Genomic DNA, 20438 nt, shown 5'->3' on the forward strand with positions numbered 1-20438 from the left:
GAATGTCGCAGTGCGAGTCGCGGCACCCCCTCCGGCCCCGGCAGATTCGGGGTCATCTTTCTGTAAGAATTCGGTTTTTGCGCCGAGCCGCCGGGCGCCGGACAAGATCTGGGCCGGGAGGCCGGTCCTGAGCTCTTGCAAATGCGGCGGAACAGGCCCATACATTCAATAAATTGCATTTGTTGGTCCGGGGGCGAACCGGTTCGCCCGGGCAGCTGCGACTCGGCGAAAGGTGGGGCGATGGGCGGGCGACTCGCGATGATTCTGGTGCTGCTGGCGGCCTTGCCCGCCGCGGCGGCCGAGACGGTTCTGACGCCGGTCGAAATCACCGAATGGAAGCCGGTCTATGGCGAGGTCGAGGCCCGCGACCGGGTGCCCGCGCGCAGCCGGATCGGCGGCACGGTGGCCGAGCTGAAGGTGACCGAGGGCGATCCGGTCGAGGCCGGGCAGGAAATCGCGCGGATCGAGGACGACAAGCTGACCTTTCAGATGCGTGCGCTCGACGCGACGCTGAAGGCGCTGACCGCGCAGCTCGAGACCGCGCGGCGCGATCTCGACCGGGGCACGGCGCTGCGGGAACGGGGCGTCGTCACCCAGCAGCGGCTCGACCAGCTTGCGACCCAGGTGGCCGAGCTTGAGGGCCAGATCGACAGCACCGCCGCCCAGCGCCGCGTGATCGAGCAGCAGGTTGCCGAAGGCGCGGTTCTGTCGCCCGGCAGCGGGCTGGTGCTGTCGGTGCCGATCTCGCCCGGCTCGGTTCTGGTCGCGGGCGACACGGTGGCCGAGATCGGCGGCGGCGGGCTGTTCCTGCGGCTCGCGATCCCCGAACGCCATGCGCTGGCGCTGCGGCAGGGCGACCGGATCGACGTTGGCACGGGCCACGGCCAAAGCGGGCGGCTGGTTAAGATCTATCCGCAGATCGAGGGCGGCCGGGTGCTGGCCGATGTCGAGGTCGAGGGGCTCGACGGCCGGTTCGTCGGGCGCCGGGTGCCGGTCCGGCTGCCGGTCGGCACGCGGCGGGCGCTGCTGGTGCCGCCGGGGGCGGTGACGCATCGCGGCGGGCTCGATTTCGTCGCGGTGGCGGGGCCCGATGGCCCGGTCGAGCGCGCGGTGGTGCCGGGCGAGCGCCTCACCCATGACCGCCGCGACTGGGTCGAGATCCTGACCGGGCTGGAACCCGGCGACCGCGTGGTGAGCCCCGATGAGTGACGAACCCCGCCCCGCCGCCCGCCGCCTCGGCCTTGCTGGGCACCTGACCAGGGGGTTCATCCGCTCGCCGCTGACGCCGCTTTTGCTGCTGGCGGCGCTGGCGCTGGGCCTGATCGCGCTGATCGCCCTGCCGCGCGAGGAAGAACCGCAGATCTCGGTGCCGCTGGTCGATATTCATGTCCAGGCCGACGGGTTGAAGGCCGTCGACGCGGTCAAGCTGGTGACCGAGCCGCTCGAGACCATCGTCAAGGGCATCGACGAGGTCGAGCATGTCTATTCGCAGACCTATGACGACCGGGCGATGGTGACCGCGCGGTTCAAGGTGGGGCTGAGCCAGGACACCGCGATTTTGCGCGTGCGCGACAAGATCCTGGCCAACATGGACCGCATCCCGGTCGGCATTCCCGAGCCGCTGGTCGTGGGGCGCGGCATCAACGACGTGGCCATCGTCACACTGACCTTCACGCCCACTTTCGGCCAGACCGCCGTGACCGCGGCCGATCTGACCCGGATCGCCCGCGAGGCCGAGACCGAGCTGGTCCGGATCGACGATGTCGGGCTGACCTATCTGGTCGGCGCGACCGAAGAGGCGCTGCGCATCGCCCCCGACCCGCAGAAGCTGGCGCTTTACGGGATCACGCTGCAGCAGTTGTCGCAAAAGGTCGAGGGCGCCAATGCCGCCGCCCCGGCGGGGCTGGTGCGCGACGACGGCCAGCAGGTTGGGCTGGTGCTGGGCCGGACGCTGGCAACCCCGGCCGAGATCGGCAATCTGGAACTGACCGCGCGGGACGGCCGCACCGTCTATCTGCGCGATCTGGCCGAGATCGGCTTCGTCTCGGATCTGGACGAACATCATGTGGCAAGCCTCGCTCGTGGGCCCGATGGCGAGATCGTCCGTCGCCCCGCGGTCACGCTGGCGCTGGCCAAGCGGGCGGGCGCCAATGCGGTGGTGGTGGGCGAACAGGTGCTGGCCCGGCTTGAGCAGATGAAGGGCGGGCTCATCCCCAATTCGGTCGCGGTCGAGGTCACGCGCGATTACGGGCACACCGCGTCCGAGAAGGCCAACGAGCTTCTGTTCCATCTGGGGCTGGCGACGGTCTCGATCGTGGCTTTGGTGCTGTTTGCCATCGGCTGGTGCGAGGCGCTGGTGGTGGCCATCGTCATTCCGGTGACGATCCTGCTGACGCTCTTTGCCGCCCATGCCATGGGCTACACGCTGAACCGGGTGTCGCTGTTCGCGCTGATCTTCTCCATCGGCATTCTGGTCGATGACGCCATCGTGGTGATCGAGAACATCGCCCGGCACTGGGGGATGATGAAACCGGGCGATAGCCGGGTGCGGGCGGCGGTGGAGGCCGTGGCCGAGGTCGGCAACCCGACCATCGTCGCGACCCTGACCGTGGTGGTGGCGCTTTTGCCGATGCTCTTCGTGTCGGGGCTGATGGGGCCCTACATGAGCCCGATCCCCGCCAATGCCTCGGCCGCGATGATCTTTTCCTTCTTCGTCGCGGTGACGATCACGCCCTGGCTGATGCTGAAGATCGCGGGCCGGGCGCCTCTGCATGCCGGGGGCGCGGGGGCGGGCCATCCGGGCGGTCGGCTGGGGCGGCTTTACGCCCATGTCGTGCGGCCCATCCTGTCGCGCAAATGGATCAGCGTGGTTTTCCTGCTGGGGGTGGCGACAGTCTCCTTCGGGTCGATGGCCGCGCTTTACACCAAGGACGTCACCGTCAAGCTGCTGCCCTTCGACAACAAGTCGGAACTGGCCATCGTCATCGACCTGCCCGAGGGCGCCTCGGTCGAGGCGACCGACGCGGTGGCGCAGGCCGCCGCCAGGGTGGCGCTGGCCATGCCCGAGGCGGTTTCGGCCCAGACCCATGCCGGCACCGCCGCGCCCTTCAACTTCAACGGGCTCGTGCGCCACTATTTCCTGCGGCAAAGCCCCGAACAGGGCGATGTGCAGGTCAATCTCGCGCCCAAGGATGCCCGCGACCGCACCAGCCATGCCATCGCGCTCGACCTGCGTCAGCGGCTTGCGGCGCTCGACCTGCCCGAGGGGACCGTGCTGAAGGTGGTCGAGCCGCCGCCAGGACCCCCGGTCATCGCCACCCTGCTGGCCGAGATCTACGGTCCCGACGGGGATACCCGTCGCGCCGTTGCGGCCAAGGTCCGGCAGGCCTTCGAGGACACGCCCTTCATCGTCGATGTCGACGACAGCTTCGGCACCCGCGCCCGCCGCATCCGGGCCGAGGCCGATCCGTCCGATCTGGCCTTCTTCGATGTCGCCGAGGCCGACGCTCTGGACACGCTCCGGATGCTGAACGGGTCCACCACGGTCGGCTATTCCCATCGCGGCGAGGGGCGGGCGCCGATCCCCATCGTGGTCGCGCGCGACAAGGCCGACCGGGTGCTGGACGAACGGGCGCTGGCGACGCCGGTTCCGGCCAATGCGCTGCCCGGCGGGCGCGGCGTGGTCGAGCTGGGCGACGTGGTGCACCTGACCGAAGAACAGGCTTCGTTCCCGATCTTCCGCCATAACGGCCGATATGCCGAGATGGTCCAGGCCGATCTGGCGGGCGATTTCGAGGCGCCGCTTTACGGCATGCTGGCTGTTCAGGACCGGCTGGCCCGGGTCGACTGGGCGGCGCTGGGCTTGCCCGCGCCCGAGATCCGCCTGCATGGCCAGCCGCTGTCCGAGGACTGTCCGGTCCTCTTGTGGGACGGCGAATGGGAGGTGACCTGGGTCACCTTCCGCGACATGGGCGCGGCGTTCGGGGGGGCGCTGGTCGGGATCTACATCCTCGTCGTGGCGCAGTTCGGGTCGTTCCGGCTGCCGCTGGTGGTGCTGACGCCGGTGCCGCTGACCTTTCTGGGCATCATGCTGGGGCACTGGTTGTTCCATGCACCCTTTACCGCGACCTCGATGATCGGGTTCATCGCGCTGGCCGGGATAATCGTGCGCAACTCGATCCTGCTGGTCGATTTCATCCGCCACGCGGACCCCGAGGGGAGGATCACGGTCGAGACGCTGATCGAGGCCGGGGCGACGCGGGTCAAGCCGATCCTGCTGACCGCGCTGGCGGCGATGATCGGGGCGGCGGTGATCCTGGCGGATCCGATCTTTCAGGGGCTGGCGCTGTCGCTTCTGTTCGGGCTGGCCTCGTCGACCCTGCTGACGGTGCTGGTGATCCCGGCGATCTACCGGATCTTCAAGACCTGACCGTGCCGTCCGCCCGGTCGTCCGCCCGTGCCGGGGTCGGGTTGCCGTCCGGCGGCTCGGCCCGGCCCGCGCGGGCCAGCCGCGATTCGCCGCTTTCCTCGCCGAAGCACATGTCGAAATCGGCGCAGTCGGTGCAGACCGGCGTCGCGCAGAGAACGAACCCCTCGTCCTCGCAGATCAGCCGGTAGAAGAACCGCTTCCATTTCATGTTGGCGGTGTTCTTGGCGGCGAGCGGGCCGAAATGCCGGGTCAGCATCGCCGAAAGCTCGCCCCGGTTGCGCAGGCCCAGATCCTGCCAGAGATGATCGGGCTCCATCGCGCGGCGCGCGATCATCGAGGCCAGCGGCGGGGCCAGCGCCGTGTCGCCCGCATGGGCCAGCAGCAGCGAGCGCAGCGAGTCTTCCTCGATGCCGCGGGGGACGTCGCCGATGCCGCGCAGGAACTCCCGCGGCGCCGCCGGGAACAGCGCGCCCACCAGCCCCGCCAGTTCGGCCGCGTCCAGGCCGCAATGCGCTGGCAGGTCCTCGGGAACCGGGGCTTCGGACAGGGCCAGCGCCAGGATCGAGGCGGCGACATGCAGGTCTGCCGCGTCCCAGCGGCCGCGGGCGGCTCCGGCCATCAACCGGTCATAGGCGGTGTCAGCTGTCATCGTCCCAGCCTCTGCGCCGGGGGCGGTTCCGTCAAGCGATCGGCGGTCCGGCCTTAGCGCCATCCGTGACATGCCGCATTGCTGGGCAGGGATGGCGCCGACACTGGCGCCGCGCGAACGCGGGGCTGCTGCCGCAGGGCCCGGGACTGGTCAGGCCGACCGGATCAGGTCGCGGATCACGGGCACCTTCTGCGGCTTGCCCGACAGCGACCGCAGCAGCGTGGCCAGCTCGGGCTCGTCGACCCGCCGGGCGGCATCCTTGGGGCTGAACCAGCGCCGCGTGCGTTCGCGCCGTTCCTTCCAGTCGCGCTTGAGCTTTGTCACGATCATCGGAAACACCTCGACCCGGCAGCGCAGCACCGACCCGTCGTCGAGGCGCTTGTCATAGTCGTAGGTGCCGATGCTCTGGCTGGCGACGTAGCCCTCGGCGCCAGCCTCCTCCAGGGCTTCGATCTCGGCCGCGACCCAGGGCTTGCGCCCGTCCATGGTCCAGCCCTTTGGCATGACCCAGCGGCCGGTCCCGCGCGAGGTGACCATCAGCACGCTCAGCCGGCCGTTCTTGTCACGCCGGAAGGGCAATGCCGCAATCTGGCTGCCAACCGGTGCCTTTGGCTCGATCGCCAAACTCCCGTCCATTCTTTTCCGCTCGTATCCTGCGCGGCCGCCAGAGCATCCGCGCGACTCCTCCCCCGGGCCTCTCCGGGTGCCGCGCTTTGCGCGACCAACTTTGGCGAATCATAAACCCAATACTTTGTCGGGTGTGCGAAAATATCACGTCATCTACCGCAAATCCGACATCTCCGGGAACATCTTCGGCCCGATTGGGATGCCAAACACCGTCGCGGCGACGGCGGCAAGGCTTGCGGATATGACGTTTCGGTGACATTCGTCCTGCCGGGACGGCCGGACCGCGTGCGCGGGCCTGCGCTGCGCCCCAGCCGCGGGAGGCTGTGCCCTGCCGCGACCGACGGTAAACGAGGAAAGGCTTCCCGTGTCAGACACTTTCAAGGACCGCCAGTGGAAGACACTGGACAAGGACCTCAAGCGCCTGTCGCAGGTCGGAACCGCCGCACAATCCGTGTCGCGTCCGCTGGTGGGTGTCGGAATCTCGCTCGCTTTCATCGTGGCGGCGGCGCTGGCCGCGGCCCTGGTGACGGGCAACACGCCGGGCCTGCTGTTCGTCATGGCGGCCGCGGCCTTCGGCGCCTACATGGCGCTGAACATCGGGGCCAATGACGTCGCCAACAACATGGGTCCTGCGGTCGGCGCCAACGCGCTGTCGATGGCCGGGGCCATCGCCATCGCCGCGATCTGCGAAAGCGCGGGCGCGCTGATCGCGGGCGGCGACGTGGTCTCGACCATTTCCAAGGGCATCATCGCGCCCGAAAGCGTCGCGGATTCGGCCACCTTCACCTGGGCGATGATGGCCGCGCTGCTGGGGGCCGCCGTCTGGGTCAACATCGCCACCTGGATCGGCGCGCCGGTCTCGACCACCCATTCGGTGGTGGGAGGCGTGCTGGGCGCGGGCGTTGCCGCGGCGGGCATCGCGGCAGTCAACTGGCCGACCATGGGCGGCATCGCCGCCAGCTGGGTGATCTCGCCCTTTCTGGGCGGGGTGATCGCGGCCGGGATGCTGGCCTTCATCAAGTGGAAGGTCGTCTACCGGGACGACAAGATCGCGGCGGCCCGGGTCTGGGTGCCGGTGCTGATCGGCGTGATGTCGGCCGCCTTTGCGACCTATCTGGCGATGAAGGGGCTGAAACACCTCTTCGATATCGGGCTCGGGCATGCGGCGCTGATCGGGGTGCTGGTCGGGGTCCTGGCCGGGCTGGTTTCGGTGCCGCTGATCCGGCGCCAGTCGGTGGGGCTCGAGAACCGGAACCGGTCGCTGAAGGTCATGTTCACCGGGCCTCTGGTGATTTCCGCAGGGCTTCTGTCCTTTGCCCATGGTGCCAACGACGTGGCCAATGCGGTCGGGCCGCTGGCGGCCATCGTCCATGCCCAGCAGGACGGCGAGGTTCTGGGGCAGGTCGCGATTCCGGTCTGGGTGATGGTGATCGGCGCCTTCGGGATCTCGTTCGGGCTGATGCTGTTCGGGCCCAAGCTGATCCGCATGGTCGGCAGCCAGATCACCAAGCTGAACCCGGTCCGGGCCTATTGCGTGGCGCTGTCGGCGGCGCTGACGGTGATCGTGGCCTCGTGGCTGGGGCTGCCGGTCAGCTCGACCCATATCGCCGTGGGCGGGGTCTTTGGCGTCGGGTTCTTCCGCGAATGGGATGCCGAGCGGCGCTGGCGCCGGATGGACCAGACGCTGCCGCAGGCCAAGCGGCTGGCCCCGGAAGAACGCCGCCGCCGCAAGCTGGTGCGCCGGTCGCATTTCATGACCATCGTCGCGGCCTGGGGCATCACCGTCCCGGCGACAGCCCTGCTGTCGGGCGGGCTTCTCGCCGCGATCATGGCCCTGCAATAGCGACCCGGACGCGACGCGTGCTCAGGCGAAGCTGTCGCGATACTCGGCGCGAAGCGCCGCCTTCTGCACCTTGCCCATGGCGTTGCGCGGCAGCGCCGGGGTCAGCACCATCCGGCGCGGCTGCTTGAAGGCGGCCAGCCGGGTCCTGAGGTCGGCGGCGATGGCGTCCAGATCGGGCCCGGCACCCGGCGCAGGCACCAGCACCGCCACCACGGCCTCGCCGAAATCGGGATGGGGCACGCCGATCACCGCGCTTTCCAGCACCCCGGGCTGGGCGTCCAGCGCCTCTTCGATCTCTTTGGGATAGATATTGAGCCCGCCCGAGATGATCAGGTCCTTGGCGCGGCCGACGATCTGCACATAGCCGTTCTCGTCGATCCGCCCCAGATCGCCGGTCAGGAAAAAGCCGTCCTCGCACAGCTCTTCGCGGGTCTTCTCGGGCATCTGCCAGTAGCCCTTGAAAACATTGGGGCCCCGGACCTCGATCTGGCCGATCTCGCCCTGCGGCAGCTCGGCCCGGGTCTCGGGGTCGGCGATCCTCAGATCGACCCCGGGCAGCGGCAGGCCCACCGTGCCCGCGATGCGCTCGCCCTCATAGGGGTTCGAGGTCGACATGTTGGTTTCGGTCATGCCGTAGCGTTCGAGGATGCGGTGGCCGGTGCGGGCCTCGAAGGTGCGGTGGGTTTCGGCCAGAAGCGGCGCGCTGCCCGACACGAAGAGCCTGAGAGGCGCGGCCAGTGCGCGGTCGAAGCGGGGATCGTCCAGAAGCCGCGTGTAGAAGGTGGGCACGCCCATCATCGCGGTCGCGCGGGGCAGCGCCGCGATCACCGCGTCGGTGTCGAATTTCGGCAGAAAGATCATCGACCCGCCGGCCAGCAGCAGGGTGTTGGTGGCGACGAAAAGCCCGTGGGTGTGAAAGATCGGCAGGGCGTGCAGCAGCACGTCCCGGGCGGTGAACCGCCAGACATCGGTCAGCACCTCGGCATTGGAGATCAGGTTGGCCTGGGTCAGCATCGCCCCCTTGGACCGGCCCGTCGTGCCCGAGGTGTAGAGGAAGGCGGCCAGATCCTCGGCCGCGCGGGGCACGGTCGGATAGGTGCCGGTCCTGGCGCGGGCGATCACCGTGAAGCTGCCCGAGCCATCGGCATTCAGCGTGGCGATCCGGGCGCCCGCGGCCTCGGCGACCGGCGTCAGCCCGCCCATCCGGCGGCCGTCGCAGATGAACAGCCGCGCCCCGCTGTCGGACAGGAAATAGGCCAGCTCGTCCGGGGTATAGGCGGTGTTGAGCGGCAGGAAGATCACCCCGGCCTGGGCGCAGGCCGCATAAAGCGCCAGCGCCTCGGGCGATTTCTCGACCTGCACCGCCAGCCGGTCGCCGGGGCCGAGCCCGAAGGCGTTCAGCGCATGGGCAAAGCGGGCGGCGGTGGTCAGGAAGGCCGCATGGGTCAGGGTGCGGCCGTCGGCCAGATGCAGGAAGGGCGTCTCGCGCCCTGCATGGCGGCCGAAAAGCTGGTCGTAAAGCGGGTTGGCCATGGGCTGGCTCCGGTCTGGTCGGGACCGGCATCGGCGCCGGCCCACCCAGTCTGCGGGACGGCGCCCGCGACGGTAAAGCGCGCCAAGCACCGCACCCCGGACGGGCGCTCAGCGCGGCTCGGGCAGGGTATCGGATTCGGCCAGCACGTCGGTCGGCGTCGTGGTCTCGCTTTCGCTTCGCAGCGCGGCGGCCTCGTGCAGCAGGCTTTCGGCGAAGGCGCGTTCCAGATCGGACTGAAGCTTGCTGTTCAGCTCCATGTATTCGGCATTGTCCTCGAGCGGCACGCCGGGCTTCCAGACCTTGGCCAGTTCGCGCAGCGCCGTGCGGTCGAAGCTGAACAGCGTCTCTTCGGCATTCTCGGCCTCGTAGGCGGAAAGCCCGGTCTTTTCCAGCACACGCCGGCCGCAGCGCAGCGCGCTGTCGAAGACCTCGCGCACGGTTTCGTCGGCGCCGGCGCGGTACAGCTCGAAGACATGTTCGCGGTCGCGGGCGCGGGCGATGATGAAAAGGTCGGGCCGCACGCGCCGGGCGTAGCGCACCAGCGTGGTCGCGGCCTGGGCGTCGCCGATGCAGACCACCAGCACCTCGGCCGTGTCGATGCCCGCGGAATCGAGCAGCGCGGGCCGGGTCGCGTCGCCGTAATAGGCCTTGAAGCCCAGCCGCCGGACCCGCCGCACTGCGCGCAGGTCGTCGTCGATCACCGTGGTCCGCCCGCCGGTCAGCGCGATCATCCGGTTCACCGTCAGCCCGAACCGGTCGATCCCGGCGATGATGACGGGATGGTGTTCGTCGATCTGGTCGGCATCGGGCCGCGTCCCGCCACGCGCCTGCAACACCCGGGCGATGATGTCGTGCAGGATGAAGAGCGCGGGCGTGATCAGCATCGACAGCGCGATCACAAGGCTCGACATGGCGACGATGTCGGGCGGCATGATCCGCTGGGACGAGGCGAAGCCGACCAGCACAAAGCCGAATTCCCCGGCCTGCGCCAGCCCCAGGGTGAACAGCCAGCGGTTCGACCGGTCGAGCTTGAAGGCCAGGGCCAGACCGTACAGCACGGCGACCTTGATCAGCACCAGACCGGTCACATAGACCGGCAAGAGGATCGGCGCGTCCCAGAACACCGAGAAATCCATGCCCGCGCCGACCGTGATGAAGAACAGTCCCAGCAGCAGGCCCTTGAACGGCTCGATCGAGCTTTCCAGTTCGTGCCGGAATTCCGAATTGGCCAGCACCACGCCCGCGAGGAAGGTGCCAAGCGCGGGCGACAGCCCCACCATCAGCATCAGCGAGGCGATCCCCGCCACGATCACCAGCGCCATCGCGGTGTTCAGCTCGCGCAACCGTGCCACCTGGACGTAACGGTAAAGCGGGCGCACCAGATAGTGACCCGCCAGCACCGTGCCCGCGACCGCGCCCAGCGTGACCAGCGTCACGCCCCAGGCGGGCAGTTCCTCGATCAGATGCATCGCTCCATGGGCGCCCTCTGTCTCGGCCGCGCGCATCTCGGGCGAGGCGAGGAAGGGCATGATCGCCAGCATCGGGATCACCGCGATGTCCTGCATCAGCAGCACCGAAAACGCACTGCGCCCGCCGGGCGTGTTCATCAGCTTCTTTTCGGTCAGGGTCTGCAGCACGATGGCCGTCGAGGACAGCGAGAAGATCATCCCCATGGCCAGCGCCGACTGCCAGGTCTGGCCGAAGACAATGGCGGCCGCGGTGACTAGCGCCACGGTGATCAGGACCTGCAGCCCGCCCATCCCGACCAGCTTGTCCCGCATCGCCCAGAGCGCGCGGGGGTCGAGCTCGAGCCCGATCAGGAACAGCATCATCACCACGCCGATTTCCGACACATGGCGCAGCGTGATCATCTCGGCACCGGCAAGCCCCAGCACCGGCCCAACAACCAGCCCGATCAGAAGATAGCCCAGGACCGAGCCAAGCCCCAGCCGCGTGGCCAGCGGAACCGCAAGCACGATGCACAGCAGATAAAGCGTGGCGTTGAGCAGGAAGCCTTCCATATACCGTCCCGGTGGGCGATCCGCCGCCGGCCGGACGGGCCGAAGGATGGTGTCGCATGCGTCGCACCCTAGCGATTGGGGCGAGTGCTGCAAGCATCTGGACCGGCGAACGCGAACGGGGCGTTGTCGCAGCGGGGGCCATGGGCGTTCAGGCGGCCGCGGTCTCGGCGGGCGCGCCCGGGCGCGGTTTCTGCAGGACCAGCGCCGCGGGGATCATCGCGAAGGCCGCAAGCCCTGCCAGCAGGAAGGCGTCCTGATAGGCCAGCATCGCCGATTGTGCGCGCAGCGTCTGGGCCAGCCAGGCCGCGCCTTCCGGGCTGGTCGGGGTCAGCCCCAGGGGCGCCAGATACTGGGAGACCGCCTGCCGTGTCGCGGTCAGTTCCTCGCCCAGCAGAGCCCAATGCACCTGGCTCCGCTCGGAGACCTGCCAGCCCAGGATGGCGACGCCAATCGACGAGCCGATCGACCGGGTGACGCCATAGATGCCCGAGGCCTCGTCCTGCCGCGCCGACGAGATGTTCTGGAAGGCCAGGGTCGACATCGGCACGAAGAAGAGCCCCATCCCGAAGCCGGTCACCACGCCGGGAAGGCCGAGATCCCAGAACCCGGCATCGAGGTTCAGCCCGCTCAGAAGCATATTGCCCAGCCCGGTCAGCCCAAGCCCCGCGACCACCAGAAGCCGCGCGTCGATGCGTTTCAGAAGCACCGCGCCGGTCACGACCATCGACACGCCCGCTGCCAGCCCGCGCGGAATGAACAGATACCCCGCGTCGAGCACCGGATAGTCCAGAAGCCCCTGCACGAAGAGCGGCAGGATGGCGATTGCCCCGAACATCGACACCCCGAAGCCCAGGATCGCCACATTCGCCGCCGCAAAGCTGCGGTCGCGCAGCAGCGAGAAATCGACGATGTTGTCGCGCTTGCGCCAGCCTCGCGCCACGAAGAACACGCCCGCCACCGCCGAGCTCAGCGCGGTGACCTGGATCAGCTTCGAGCCGAACCAGTCATGGGTCTCGCCCAGATCGAGCGTCATCTGCAAACAGCCGATGGCCGTCAGCATCAGCGCGAGCCCGGGCCAGTCGACGGGCAGCGACCGGGTCTCTTCGGCCTCCAACTCGCCCGCGATCAGCATCAGCGCGAAGGCCGCCAGCGGCAGGTTGACGTAGAAGACCGCGCGCCACGAGAAATATTCGGTCAGAAGCGCCCCCAGCGTCGGGCCGAAGACCGGCGCCACCACCACGCCCAGCCCGAAGAAGGCCATGGCCTGGCCGCGTTTCTCGCGCGGGAAGGCGTCGAACAGGATCGATTGCGACAGCGGGATCAGGAAGGCACCGCACAGCCCCTGGCCGATCCGGAACAGAACCAGCGTGCCGACCGACCAGGACAGCCCGCACAGCATCGAGAAGCCGGCAAAGCCCAGGATCGCCGAGGTGATCAGCCGCCGCCGCCCGACCCGCCGCACGAAGAACCCGGTCAGCGGCATCACCGCCACCGAGGCGACGATATAGCTGGTGACGATCCAGACGGTCTGGTCCGAGGTCAGCCCGAAGGCCGCCTTTATATGGGGCAGGGCGACGTTGACGATGGTCATGTCCATGACCTCGAGGATCGCGGTCAGCACCACCGCCAGGACGATGGGCCAGCGCGCGGCGCTCATGGTCCGGGCGCGGCCGTGGTGTCGACGGTCGCGGTCGCGCTGGCGCCCGCCTTCAGGCAGAAGCGCGCAGCCTCGGGCACCGGGTCAAGCGCGATCCGGACCGGGATGCGGCGGGTGACCTTGACCCAGTTGCCGGTCGCGTTCTGCGCGGGCAAGAGCGAAAAGACCGCCCCCGCGCCCGGACCGACGCTGGCGACCCGGCCCTCCAGATCGAGCGCGGGGCATAGGTCGATGCCGATGGCGGCGGGCTGGCCGGGGCGGATGCGGGTCAGGTCGGTTTCCTTGAAATTGGCCTCGATCCACCACTCGGCATCGCCCACCAGAGAGAAAAGCGGCTGACCTGCGGTCACGACGGACCCGGGCCGAAGGTCGATATTGGCGATCCAGCCGCTTTCGGGCGCGGTCACGGTGGCATGGTCAAGGTCGATCTCGGCCATCTGCAGCGCGGCCAGCGCCTCGCGGACACCGGCGTTGCGGTCGCCCTCGTCCCCGAGACTGGCCTGCGCCCGGGCCAGTTGCTGAGCGGCCGCCGTCTCTTCGGCCTGCGCCCGGTCGCGCGCGGCCAGCGCGCTGTCGAGTGCCGATTGCGACACGTCGTTGCGGCGGAAAAGCCCCTCCTGGCGCAGGTAGTCGGCCTCGGCCTCGCGGCGGGCGGCGCGGGCCGAGTCGAGCTCGGCCTCGGCAGCGGCGACCTCGCGGGCGGCGGCGCCCGCCGATTGCAGCGCGGCATCGGCCCGGGCCCGGGCCTGATCGACCGCGGCCTTCAGCGCGCGGTCGTCGATGCGGAACAGAAGATCGCCCGCCGCCACATGGTCGTTCTCGTCGACGGCCAGCTCGGCGATGCGCCCGCCCACCTCTGGGACGACGGTCAGCACATGGGCCTCGACATAGGCATCGTCGGTGCCGGGATAGACCCGTTCATGGGCCCACCACCAGACTAGCACCCCCGCCAGCGCGAGCACCGCGAGCCCGGCCAGCACCGGTTTGCGACCGAGCTTCATCGCCCCGCCCTTTCCTGTTCTCCCTTGCACATGCGTCGGCCCGTTCTTTTCCTGCTTCGCGGTCGTCCGCTCCCCGGGCATGACCGAGTCTCGGGTCCGGTGCAACACCCGCGCCGCGCCGGGCGCGCGGACCCTAGCGCGCGCCGGATCGCATCCCCCTGTCGGCCGGATTACAGTTTCGCAATCCAGGTGTCGAAACCGGGGCGGCCGCGGTCGATAAGGGCGATCGAGGGGTCGTTAGAATTGTCTTCACCTGCCGCCCTCCGCCCGCATTGGCGCACGATTTCGGCCCGATTTCGGGCAGAGGCAGGATGCATCGAGGTCCGGGCCTCCTCTGGTCCGGGCGAATGCGCTGGGTGTGAGGACCTGCCATGACCGATATCTCTGCCGTTTCCGGCTCCACCTTCTCGGATGGTGGCCCGAATGTTGCCGTCGCCGTTCTGGCTGCGCTGCTGCTGGGTCCGTTCGGACTTTTCTATGTCAGCCGCGTGGCGGCGATCGTGATGATCGTGCTGACCTTCGTCATCGCCCTGCCGACGCTGGGCTTCGGCGTCCTGCTGACCCTGCCGCTGGGCATGCTTTGGGCCGGGATCGCCGCGATCCGGCTGCGCCGCCGGGCGATGCTGGCGGCCTGAGGCCCTATTCCCGGCTCAGGGCGACCACCGGGTCGAGCCGTGCCGCCGCCCGGGCCGGGAGAAACCCGAAGGTGATGCCGATCAGCGTCGAGGACAGGAACGCGACCGCGATGGCCGTGCCCGAGAAGGCCAGCCGCACCTCGGTCGCGACCCGGTCGACGATCTCGCCCGTCAGCAACGCGCCCGCGATCCCCAGAACCCCGCCGACGAGGCAGACCAGCACCGCCTCGATCAGGAACTGCGCGACGATGTCGGACCGGCGCGCGCCGATGGCGATGCGCACCCCGATCTCGCGGGTCCGTTCGGTGACCGACACCAGCATGATGTTCATCACCCCGATGCCGCCCACGATCAGCGAGATCACCGCGATCATCGCGACCAGGGCGGTCAGGGTCCGGGTCGTGCTGGTGATGGTCTCGCGGATCGAGTCGCTGTTGGTGAGGAAGAAATCCCTGCTGCCATGGCGGGTCAGCATCAGCGCCGAGATCGCGTCCTGCGCCCTGGTCATGTCGTAGCCGTCGGCGACCCGGACCGCGATGCTGCTGAAATGGTCCTGCCCCGAGACCCGCGCCATCGAGGTGGTGTAGGGGATCCAGACATTCAGCGAGGACGGGCCGAAGGTCGCCCCGGTCGCGCGCACCAGCCCGATGACCCGGACCGGCACCCGGCCCAGCAGCAGCACCTCGCCAAGCGGGTCGGCTCCCGTGCCGAAGAAGGTGTCGCGGGTGTCCTCGTCGATCACCGCGACCTGTTCGCGGGCGGCGATGTCCTCGGGGCCGAAGACAGTGCCTTGCAGGGTCGTATAGGCATGGACCTGGAAATAATCGCCGCTGACCCCGCCGATCGAGGCGGTCGAGGTCACGTTCCGGTAGCGCACCGACAGGCTGTCGGACACCGCCGGCGAGACGCTGTCGGCAAAGTCCTGCAGTGCCAGCGCATCGGCATCCGAGGGCACCAGCGTCTCGAAGCGGTTGGCGTCGCGCGCGCCGAAGCCGCTGCCCGAGCGGATGGTGATGGTGCTGGTCCCGAGCGAGCTGATGTTTTCCAGCACTTTCTGCTGGCTGCCATTGCCAAGCGCCACCACCAGCACCACCGAGGCGATGCCGATGATGATGCCCAGCATGGTCAGCAGGCTGCGCACCCGATGCGCCAGAAGTGCCCGCGCGGCCATGCTCAATGCCTCGATCTGGCGTCTCAGCCCCGCGCCCGCGCGGATCTGGCGGACCGGGCGGTCGGGCCGGTCCGCCCGGGGCGCGTCGGCGGTGGGCCGGTCCGACACGATCCGGCCGTCGCGGATCTCGATCACCCGGTGGGCATGGGCGGCGACACGCGGGTCATGGGTCACCATCACCACCGTATGGCCTTGCCGGTTCAGATCCAGCAGCAGCGCCATCAACTCTTCGCCCGAGCTGGAATCGAGCGCGCCGGTCGGTTCGTCGGCCAGGATCACCTCGCCGCCGTTCATCAGAGCGCGCGCGACCGACACCCGCTGCTGCTGGCCGCCCGAAAGCGCGCTTGGCCGGTGGTCCAGCCGGTCGCCAAGGCCCAGCCGCCGCAGCAGGTCCATCGCCCGGGCGCGCCGGGGCGCCGCCCCCTCGCCTGCATAAACTGCCGGGACCTCGACATTTCCGACCGCGTCGAGATCGGGCAGCAACTGATAGCGCTGGAAGATAAAACCGAAATGCTCGCGCCGAAGCTCGGCCAGCGCATCCGGGTCGAGCGCCGAGATATCCTGCCCGTCGAAGAGGTAGCGGCCGGAACTCGGGCGGTCGAGACAGCCGAGAATGTTCATCAGCGTCGACTTGCCGGACCCCGAGGCGCCGATGATCGCCACCATCTCGCCCGCGCGGATCTCGATATCGACATTGTCGAGCACGGTGATGGTCTCGTCGCCCGCCTGAAAGCTGCGGGTGATGCCGCGCGCCGCAATCAGCGGCTGGCCAGGTTCGGAGCCGTGCATCTCAGAACCCCATCGGCGGACGCATCCGCCGCGATCCGCTGCCCTGGGCCGCCGTGGCCTCGGCCGATCCGGTGACGACCCGGTCGCCTTCGGACAGGCCCGAGACGATCTCGGCCGTGACCTTGTCGTTCAGCCCGACTTCGACCGGTTGAGCGCGAACCGTGCCGGTGGCGGGGTCGTATCGCTGGACCTCGGCGCCGCCCGGGCCGGTCCGGATCGCCGAGGCGGGCACGGTCAGCACGTTCTGGGCGCGGTCGAGCACGATCGAGACCTGGGTCGTCATGCCGATCCTGAGCTTGCGGTCGGGATTGTCGACTTCGAGCAGGCCGTTGTAATAGATCGCCTCGTCGGTCGATATGGTGTCGCTTTCCTCGATCTCGCTGGGCGCCGGTTCGACATCGCGCACGGTTGCGGTGAACGGGGTGTCGGGTTCGCCGAGGATGGTAAAGCGCACGTCCTGCCCCGGCCTGACATGCACCACATCTGCCTCGGAGATTTCGGCCTTCACCACCATCCGGTCGAGATTGGCGAGCTTGACGATCGTCGGCGCGTCGTTGACCGCGTTCACGGTCTGGCCTTCCTCGACGACGATGGCGACGACGGTGCCTGTGATCGGCGCGGTAATCCGCGTGCGTTCCAGCGCGATCTTGGCGGTCGAAACCGTCACCTCGGCGCGTTTGCGCTGGGCTTCGAGCGCCTCTAGATCGGCGCGGTCGACATCGACATCGGCCTGCGCCGCTTCGACATCGCCGTCAGAGACATAGTTCTGCGCGGCCAGCTTGACCTGCCGGTTCAGCGTCAGCTCGTCCTTCGTCAGGCTCGCGGTCTTCGCCGCGATCTGGGCCATGATATTGGCCAGATCGGCCTCGGCCTGCAGCACGTCGTTCTGCTGGTCGAGCGAGTCGATCTGCGCGATCAGATCGCCCGCCTTGACCTCTTGTCCCAGCGCCACCGCCAGCGTCTCGATCTGGCCCGAGACCCGGGCGCCGACGCTGACCAGCTGGCTTGCCTCGACCGTGCCGGTGGCCAGAACCGTCCGCTCGACCGTGCCGCGGGTCGCGGCGGCGGTTGCGGGCGTGCCGGTCGCCGTGTCGCGCAGCGAGACCGCCCAGGCGCCGGCCCCAAGCGCGGCGGCGACAAGAAGGATCAGAAGGCGAAGTCTGGTTTTCATCGGGAAAGGCTCGCAATGCGGCGAAAGGGGCGTTGCAGGGTCATACGCGGCGGGGTCGGGCTTCCGTCGCCGGACCTGGCCGGACACGCAGCCGTGATCGGGACGCGGCCCGGGATGCCGCTCGGGCAGCCGCTCAGGCGGGGCGCCAGCCGCGCAGGCAAAGCGCGCTGCCCGCCGCCTGGAGCGCAAGCCCCAGAAGCCCCAGCGCGATCAGGGCTGCGGCCAGCGCGCCCCCGGGCAGGGCGGCCTCGGCCGCGGCACGCAGGGGCGCCTTCAGGGCCAGCACCGCCGCCGCCATCATGGCGGTCGTCCCCAGAAGCCCGGTGACGCGCCCGCGCGGCAGCGCCCCGGCATGGCCGCGCCGCCGCGACAGGACCCAAAGCAGGCCGGCATAGACCGCCATCCCCGCCGAGGTCGCCAGCGCCAATCCGGCCGCGCCCAGAACCGGGGCCAGCGCGAGCTTGAGCCCCAGATTGGGGATCGCGGCCAGCATCAGTGCCGTCAGCGGCGTGCGGGTGTCGCCCCGGCCGTGAAAGCCCGCGACCAGCGAGCGTACCGACAGGGCGGGCACCAGCCCCAGCGCATAGGCGGCGAGGATCGCGGCCGAGGCTTGCGCAGCCTCGGCATCGAAGGCCCCGCGCCGGAACAGCACCTCGACCGCCCAGTCGCCCAAAAGCGCCATCAGCACGGCCATCGGCAGGCCGGTCGCGAGGCAGACCATCGCTGCGCGGTCCAGCGCCCGGCGCATCCCGTCGGCATCGCCAAGCCCCGCGCGCCGCCCGATATCGGGCAGCAGCACGGTGCCGAGCGCGACCCCGATCAGTCCGATCGGCAACTGGTAAAGCCGGTCGGCATAGTAAAGCGTCGACAGCGACCCGGCAGGCAGGAAGGTCGCCAGAACCGTATCGGCCAGCACCGAGATCTGCAGCGCGCCCGCCGCCAGGACCGCCGGGCCGAGACGGCGGAAAAAGGCCTTGGTCTCGGGCGACAGCCGCGGCGGGGCGACGCCCAGCGCGATCCCGGCGCGGGTCGCGGCCATGGCCAGCAGCACCACCTGCGCCACGCCCGAGAGGGTGACCCCCACGGCCGCCGCCTGCGCCACGCCCGGAAAGAGCGGCGCGGCCCAGAGCGTTGCCAGCATGCACAGATTGAGCAGGATCGGCGCGGCGGCGGTCGCGGCGAAGCGGTCGCGGCTGTTCAGAAGCGCGCCCAGATAGGCCACGACCGACATGCACATGAGATAGGGAAAGGTGATCCGCGTCAGCGTGATCGCCAGCGCCCGGGTCGGGTCTTCGGCGCCAAGCCCCGGCGCGAGGAGGCTCAGTACCCATCCGGTCTGACTCAGCGCCACTGCGAGCAGCACGAGATTGGCCAGCAACAGCCAGCCCAGCACCTCGGCCCCGAAGCGTCTGGCCGGACCGCCCGAGGCCGACAGCGCGGCATAGCCCGGCAGGAAGGCTGCGTTGAAGGCGCCCTCGGCCAGCAGCGCGCGGAAATGGTTCGGCAAGCGGAAGGCCAGCATGAAGGCATCGGCCACCGGCCCCGCGCCGAGCGCCGCGGCCAGGACCACGTCGCGCAGAAACCCGAAGATCCGGCTGAGCAGGGTCAGCCCGGACACGGTGCCGAGTTTGCCAAGCATGGGACAGCGACTCCTTGACCCGCGCCGTCCGGGCGGGTCCCGGGGCCGCCTGCTTATCGCGCCTTTCCCGGCGCGGGGCCAGTGGCCGCCGGAGCCGGACGTTCGGCCCCCCGGCGGATGGACGCCGTGGGGCTCGCGGGTGTTACCGCCCCGCGTTCTGGCTGTGGCCGGTGGCAGAACTCGGCTGGGTCCAGAGGCTTTCGGGTGTCAGGATGAAGGCGAAGAGGGCCAGATAGGCGACCAGAAAGACGATCAGCGCGGCGGCATTGCGCCGTCCCATCGTCACAAGTCCGCCAAAACCCGCTCTTGGAGCTGGCTGCATCGTACGAATCCCCCATTGTGGCCAGTTAAGTCTACAGAGGTTGTCGTGATAAATCCTCCCGTCCTTTCCGGTTTCGGTGGAGGGATTTCCCCGGGCGGGGACGACGTCTGGCGTCATGTGGACAAAAACGCCATGGCTTTGGGCAGGTCTTCGGTGTCAAGCCACTGTATCTTAAGAATTCGTCTTTCGGGGTGCCGAGGGCGGCCGGGACGGCCCGGCAACAGCCGCGCTTGATCGTCGCGGGTTTCGCTCGTATGCGTGGCCTATGATCACCCAGAAGACCAAGTATGCCTTGAAGGCCCTGATCGCGCTCGCGGAAGAGGCCGCCGGGGCAGGCGAGGCGCTGACCATCGAGCAGATTTCGCAGAGGTCCGGCGCGCCCAAGCGGTTTCTGGAACATATCCTGCTGGATCTCAAACGCACCGGCTATCTCGGCTCGCGCCGGGGCCGGTCGGGCGGCTATCTGCTGATCAAGGCGCCGCGGCAGGTGTCGATCGGGGAATTGCTGCGCGAGGTCGACGGGCCGATCGCGCCGCTGCCCTGCCTGTCGCGCCGGGCCTACCAGCCCTGCGACGACTGTGCGGACGAGGAAAGCTGTCGCATCCGCAGGCTCTTCGGGCAGGTTTTCTATGCCTATCTGCTGCTGATCGAGTCGCTGACCCTCGCCGATCTGCTGGAAAGCCCCGAGCGGATCGAACGGCTGGCGGCGGATGCCGCCCTGCCGCCCGTCTGAGAGCGCCCCCGCCCCGTTCCGGTTAGCCCCTGTATCCGTCCGACTGGAACCATTTCCAGGCGTCCTGGATCATGGTGGGGAGGTCGGAGCGTTCCGGGGTCCAGCCAAGCTCGGTCTCGGCGCGGGCGCTGCCCGAGACCAGACGGACCGCGTCGCCGCCGCGGCGGGGGCCCTCGGAATAAGGCACCGGGCGGTTGGTCACCGCATGCGAGGCCTC

At 69.1% G+C, this 20438-nt stretch carries 15 protein-coding genes and 1 pseudogene; 5 read left to right on the forward strand and 11 right to left on the reverse strand.

All coding sequences use genetic code 11. The annotated features are described in order from the left end of the window. The first annotated feature begins 240 nt into the window (after positions 1–240). Positions 241–1209, forward strand: a complete 969-nt coding sequence (locus C8N38_RS15400) for an efflux RND transporter periplasmic adaptor subunit (RefSeq protein ID WP_245895769.1) — start codon at positions 241–243, stop codon at positions 1207–1209. Beyond that, entirely contained in the window at positions 1202–4429 is a 3228-nt protein-coding gene (locus C8N38_RS15405) for an efflux RND transporter permease subunit (RefSeq protein ID WP_108028038.1), read from the forward strand. The genes C8N38_RS15400 and C8N38_RS15405 overlap by 8 nt, the downstream gene beginning before the upstream one ends. Here C8N38_RS15405 and C8N38_RS15410 read toward each other — a convergent pair. Beyond that, positions 4419–5078 (reverse strand): nitrogen fixation protein NifQ, encoded by a 660-nt coding sequence (locus C8N38_RS15410; RefSeq protein WP_108028039.1) that lies wholly within the window; start codon positions 5076–5078, stop codon positions 4419–4421. The genes C8N38_RS15405 and C8N38_RS15410 overlap by 11 nt on opposite strands. 150 nt (positions 5079–5228) lie before the next feature. Beyond that, positions 5229–5702 (reverse strand): NUDIX hydrolase, encoded by a 474-nt coding sequence (locus tag C8N38_RS15415; RefSeq protein WP_245895770.1) that lies wholly within the window; start codon positions 5700–5702, stop codon positions 5229–5231. Positions 5703–6069: 367 nt separating this feature from the next. On the opposite strand from C8N38_RS15415, the gene C8N38_RS15420 reads away from it, so the two are divergent. Further along, a complete protein-coding gene (locus tag C8N38_RS15420; RefSeq protein WP_108028041.1) occupies positions 6070–7548 on the forward strand; it encodes an inorganic phosphate transporter in 1479 nt (492 codons plus the stop codon). Positions 7549–7569: 21 nt separating this feature from the next. Here the strand turns inward: C8N38_RS15420 and C8N38_RS15425 are convergent, their stop codons facing one another. From C8N38_RS15425 to C8N38_RS15440, 4 genes are all read right to left on the reverse strand, one after another. Then, positions 7570–9081: a malonate--CoA ligase gene (locus tag C8N38_RS15425; protein ID WP_108028042.1), complete on the reverse strand. Its 1512-nt coding sequence runs from the start codon at positions 9079–9081 to the stop codon at positions 7570–7572. 108 nt (positions 9082–9189) lie between these two features. After that, complete coding sequence (locus tag C8N38_RS15430; RefSeq protein ID WP_108028043.1) at positions 9190–11103, reverse strand: monovalent cation:proton antiporter-2 (CPA2) family protein; 1914 nt, start codon at positions 11101–11103, stop codon at positions 9190–9192. A gap of 148 nt (positions 11104–11251) precedes the next feature. After that, a complete protein-coding gene (locus tag C8N38_RS15435) occupies positions 11252–12760 on the reverse strand; it encodes a DHA2 family efflux MFS transporter permease subunit (protein ID WP_108028044.1) in 1509 nt (502 codons plus the stop codon). Continuing rightward, positions 12757–13761, reverse strand: coding sequence for an HlyD family secretion protein (locus C8N38_RS15440; protein WP_108028045.1), 1005 nt, complete (start codon positions 13759–13761; stop codon positions 12757–12759). The genes C8N38_RS15435 and C8N38_RS15440 overlap by 4 nt, the downstream gene beginning before the upstream one ends. 371 nt (positions 13762–14132) lie before the next feature. Between C8N38_RS15440 and C8N38_RS15445 the strand changes: the two genes are divergently transcribed. Further along, positions 14133–14396 (forward strand): hypothetical protein, encoded by a 264-nt coding sequence (locus tag C8N38_RS15445; protein WP_108028046.1) that lies wholly within the window; start codon positions 14133–14135, stop codon positions 14394–14396. A gap of 4 nt (positions 14397–14400) precedes the next feature. On the opposite strand, the gene C8N38_RS15450 is transcribed toward C8N38_RS15445, so the two are convergent. The 4 genes from C8N38_RS15450 to C8N38_RS21415 all read right to left on the reverse strand — a co-directional run bounded on the left by C8N38_RS15450 (position 14401) and on the right by C8N38_RS21415 (position 19446). Beyond that, positions 14401–16356 (reverse strand): MacB family efflux pump subunit, encoded by a 1956-nt coding sequence (locus tag C8N38_RS15450; RefSeq protein ID WP_108028047.1) that lies wholly within the window; start codon positions 16354–16356, stop codon positions 14401–14403. A gap of 1 nt (position 16357) precedes the next feature. Beyond that, complete coding sequence (locus C8N38_RS15455; RefSeq protein WP_108028048.1) at positions 16358–17527, reverse strand: efflux RND transporter periplasmic adaptor subunit; 1170 nt, start codon at positions 17525–17527, stop codon at positions 16358–16360. 133 nt (positions 17528–17660) lie between these two features. Then, a complete protein-coding gene (murJ, locus tag C8N38_RS15460) occupies positions 17661–19166 on the reverse strand; it encodes a murein biosynthesis integral membrane protein MurJ (protein ID WP_108028049.1) in 1506 nt (501 codons plus the stop codon). A 142-nt stretch (positions 19167–19308) separates the two neighbouring features. Then, positions 19309–19446, reverse strand: coding sequence for a hypothetical protein (locus C8N38_RS21415; protein WP_158272361.1), 138 nt, complete (start codon positions 19444–19446; stop codon positions 19309–19311). 307 nt (positions 19447–19753) lie between these two features. Between C8N38_RS21415 and C8N38_RS15465 the strand changes: the two genes are divergently transcribed. Further along, positions 19754–20221, forward strand: a complete 468-nt coding sequence (locus tag C8N38_RS15465; protein WP_108028050.1) for an RrF2 family transcriptional regulator — start codon at positions 19754–19756, stop codon at positions 20219–20221. A gap of 22 nt (positions 20222–20243) precedes the next feature. Here C8N38_RS15465 and C8N38_RS15470 read toward each other — a convergent pair. After that, positions 20244–20438: pseudogene (locus C8N38_RS15470) on the reverse strand (UDP-glucose 4-epimerase GalE); the annotation flags it as partial.

The sequence above is a fragment of the Rhodovulum kholense genome, from assembly GCF_003053725.1.
GTDB classification, from domain to species: domain Bacteria; phylum Pseudomonadota; class Alphaproteobacteria; order Rhodobacterales; family Rhodobacteraceae; genus Rhodovulum; species Rhodovulum kholense.

Coding starts and splice junctions, on each gene's coding strand:
- C8N38_RS15400 (WP_245895769.1), top strand. CDS start 241: ATGGGCGGGCGACTCGCGATGATTCTGGTGCTGCTGGCGGCCTTGCCC.
- C8N38_RS15405 (WP_108028038.1), top strand. CDS start 1,202: ATGAGTGACGAACCCCGCCCCGCCGCCCGCCGCCTCGGCCTTGCTGGG.
- C8N38_RS15410 (WP_108028039.1), bottom strand. CDS start 5,078: ATGACAGCTGACACCGCCTATGACCGGTTGATGGCCGGAGCCGCCCGC.
- C8N38_RS15425 (WP_108028042.1), bottom strand. CDS start 9,081: ATGGCCAACCCGCTTTACGACCAGCTTTTCGGCCGCCATGCAGGGCGC.
- C8N38_RS15430 (WP_108028043.1), bottom strand. CDS start 11,103: ATGGAAGGCTTCCTGCTCAACGCCACGCTTTATCTGCTGTGCATCGTG.
- C8N38_RS15435 (WP_108028044.1), bottom strand. CDS start 12,760: ATGAGCGCCGCGCGCTGGCCCATCGTCCTGGCGGTGGTGCTGACCGCG.
- C8N38_RS15440 (WP_108028045.1), bottom strand. CDS start 13,761: ATGAAGCTCGGTCGCAAACCGGTGCTGGCCGGGCTCGCGGTGCTCGCG.
- C8N38_RS15445 (WP_108028046.1), top strand. CDS start 14,133: ATGACCGATATCTCTGCCGTTTCCGGCTCCACCTTCTCGGATGGTGGC.
- C8N38_RS15450 (WP_108028047.1), bottom strand. CDS start 16,356: ATGCACGGCTCCGAACCTGGCCAGCCGCTGATTGCGGCGCGCGGCATC.
- C8N38_RS15455 (WP_108028048.1), bottom strand. CDS start 17,527: ATGAAAACCAGACTTCGCCTTCTGATCCTTCTTGTCGCCGCCGCGCTT.
- murJ (WP_108028049.1), bottom strand. CDS start 19,166: ATGCTTGGCAAACTCGGCACCGTGTCCGGGCTGACCCTGCTCAGCCGG.
- C8N38_RS21415 (WP_158272361.1), bottom strand. CDS start 19,446: ATGGGACGGCGCAATGCCGCCGCGCTGATCGTCTTTCTGGTCGCCTAT.
- C8N38_RS15465 (WP_108028050.1), top strand. CDS start 19,754: ATGATCACCCAGAAGACCAAGTATGCCTTGAAGGCCCTGATCGCGCTC.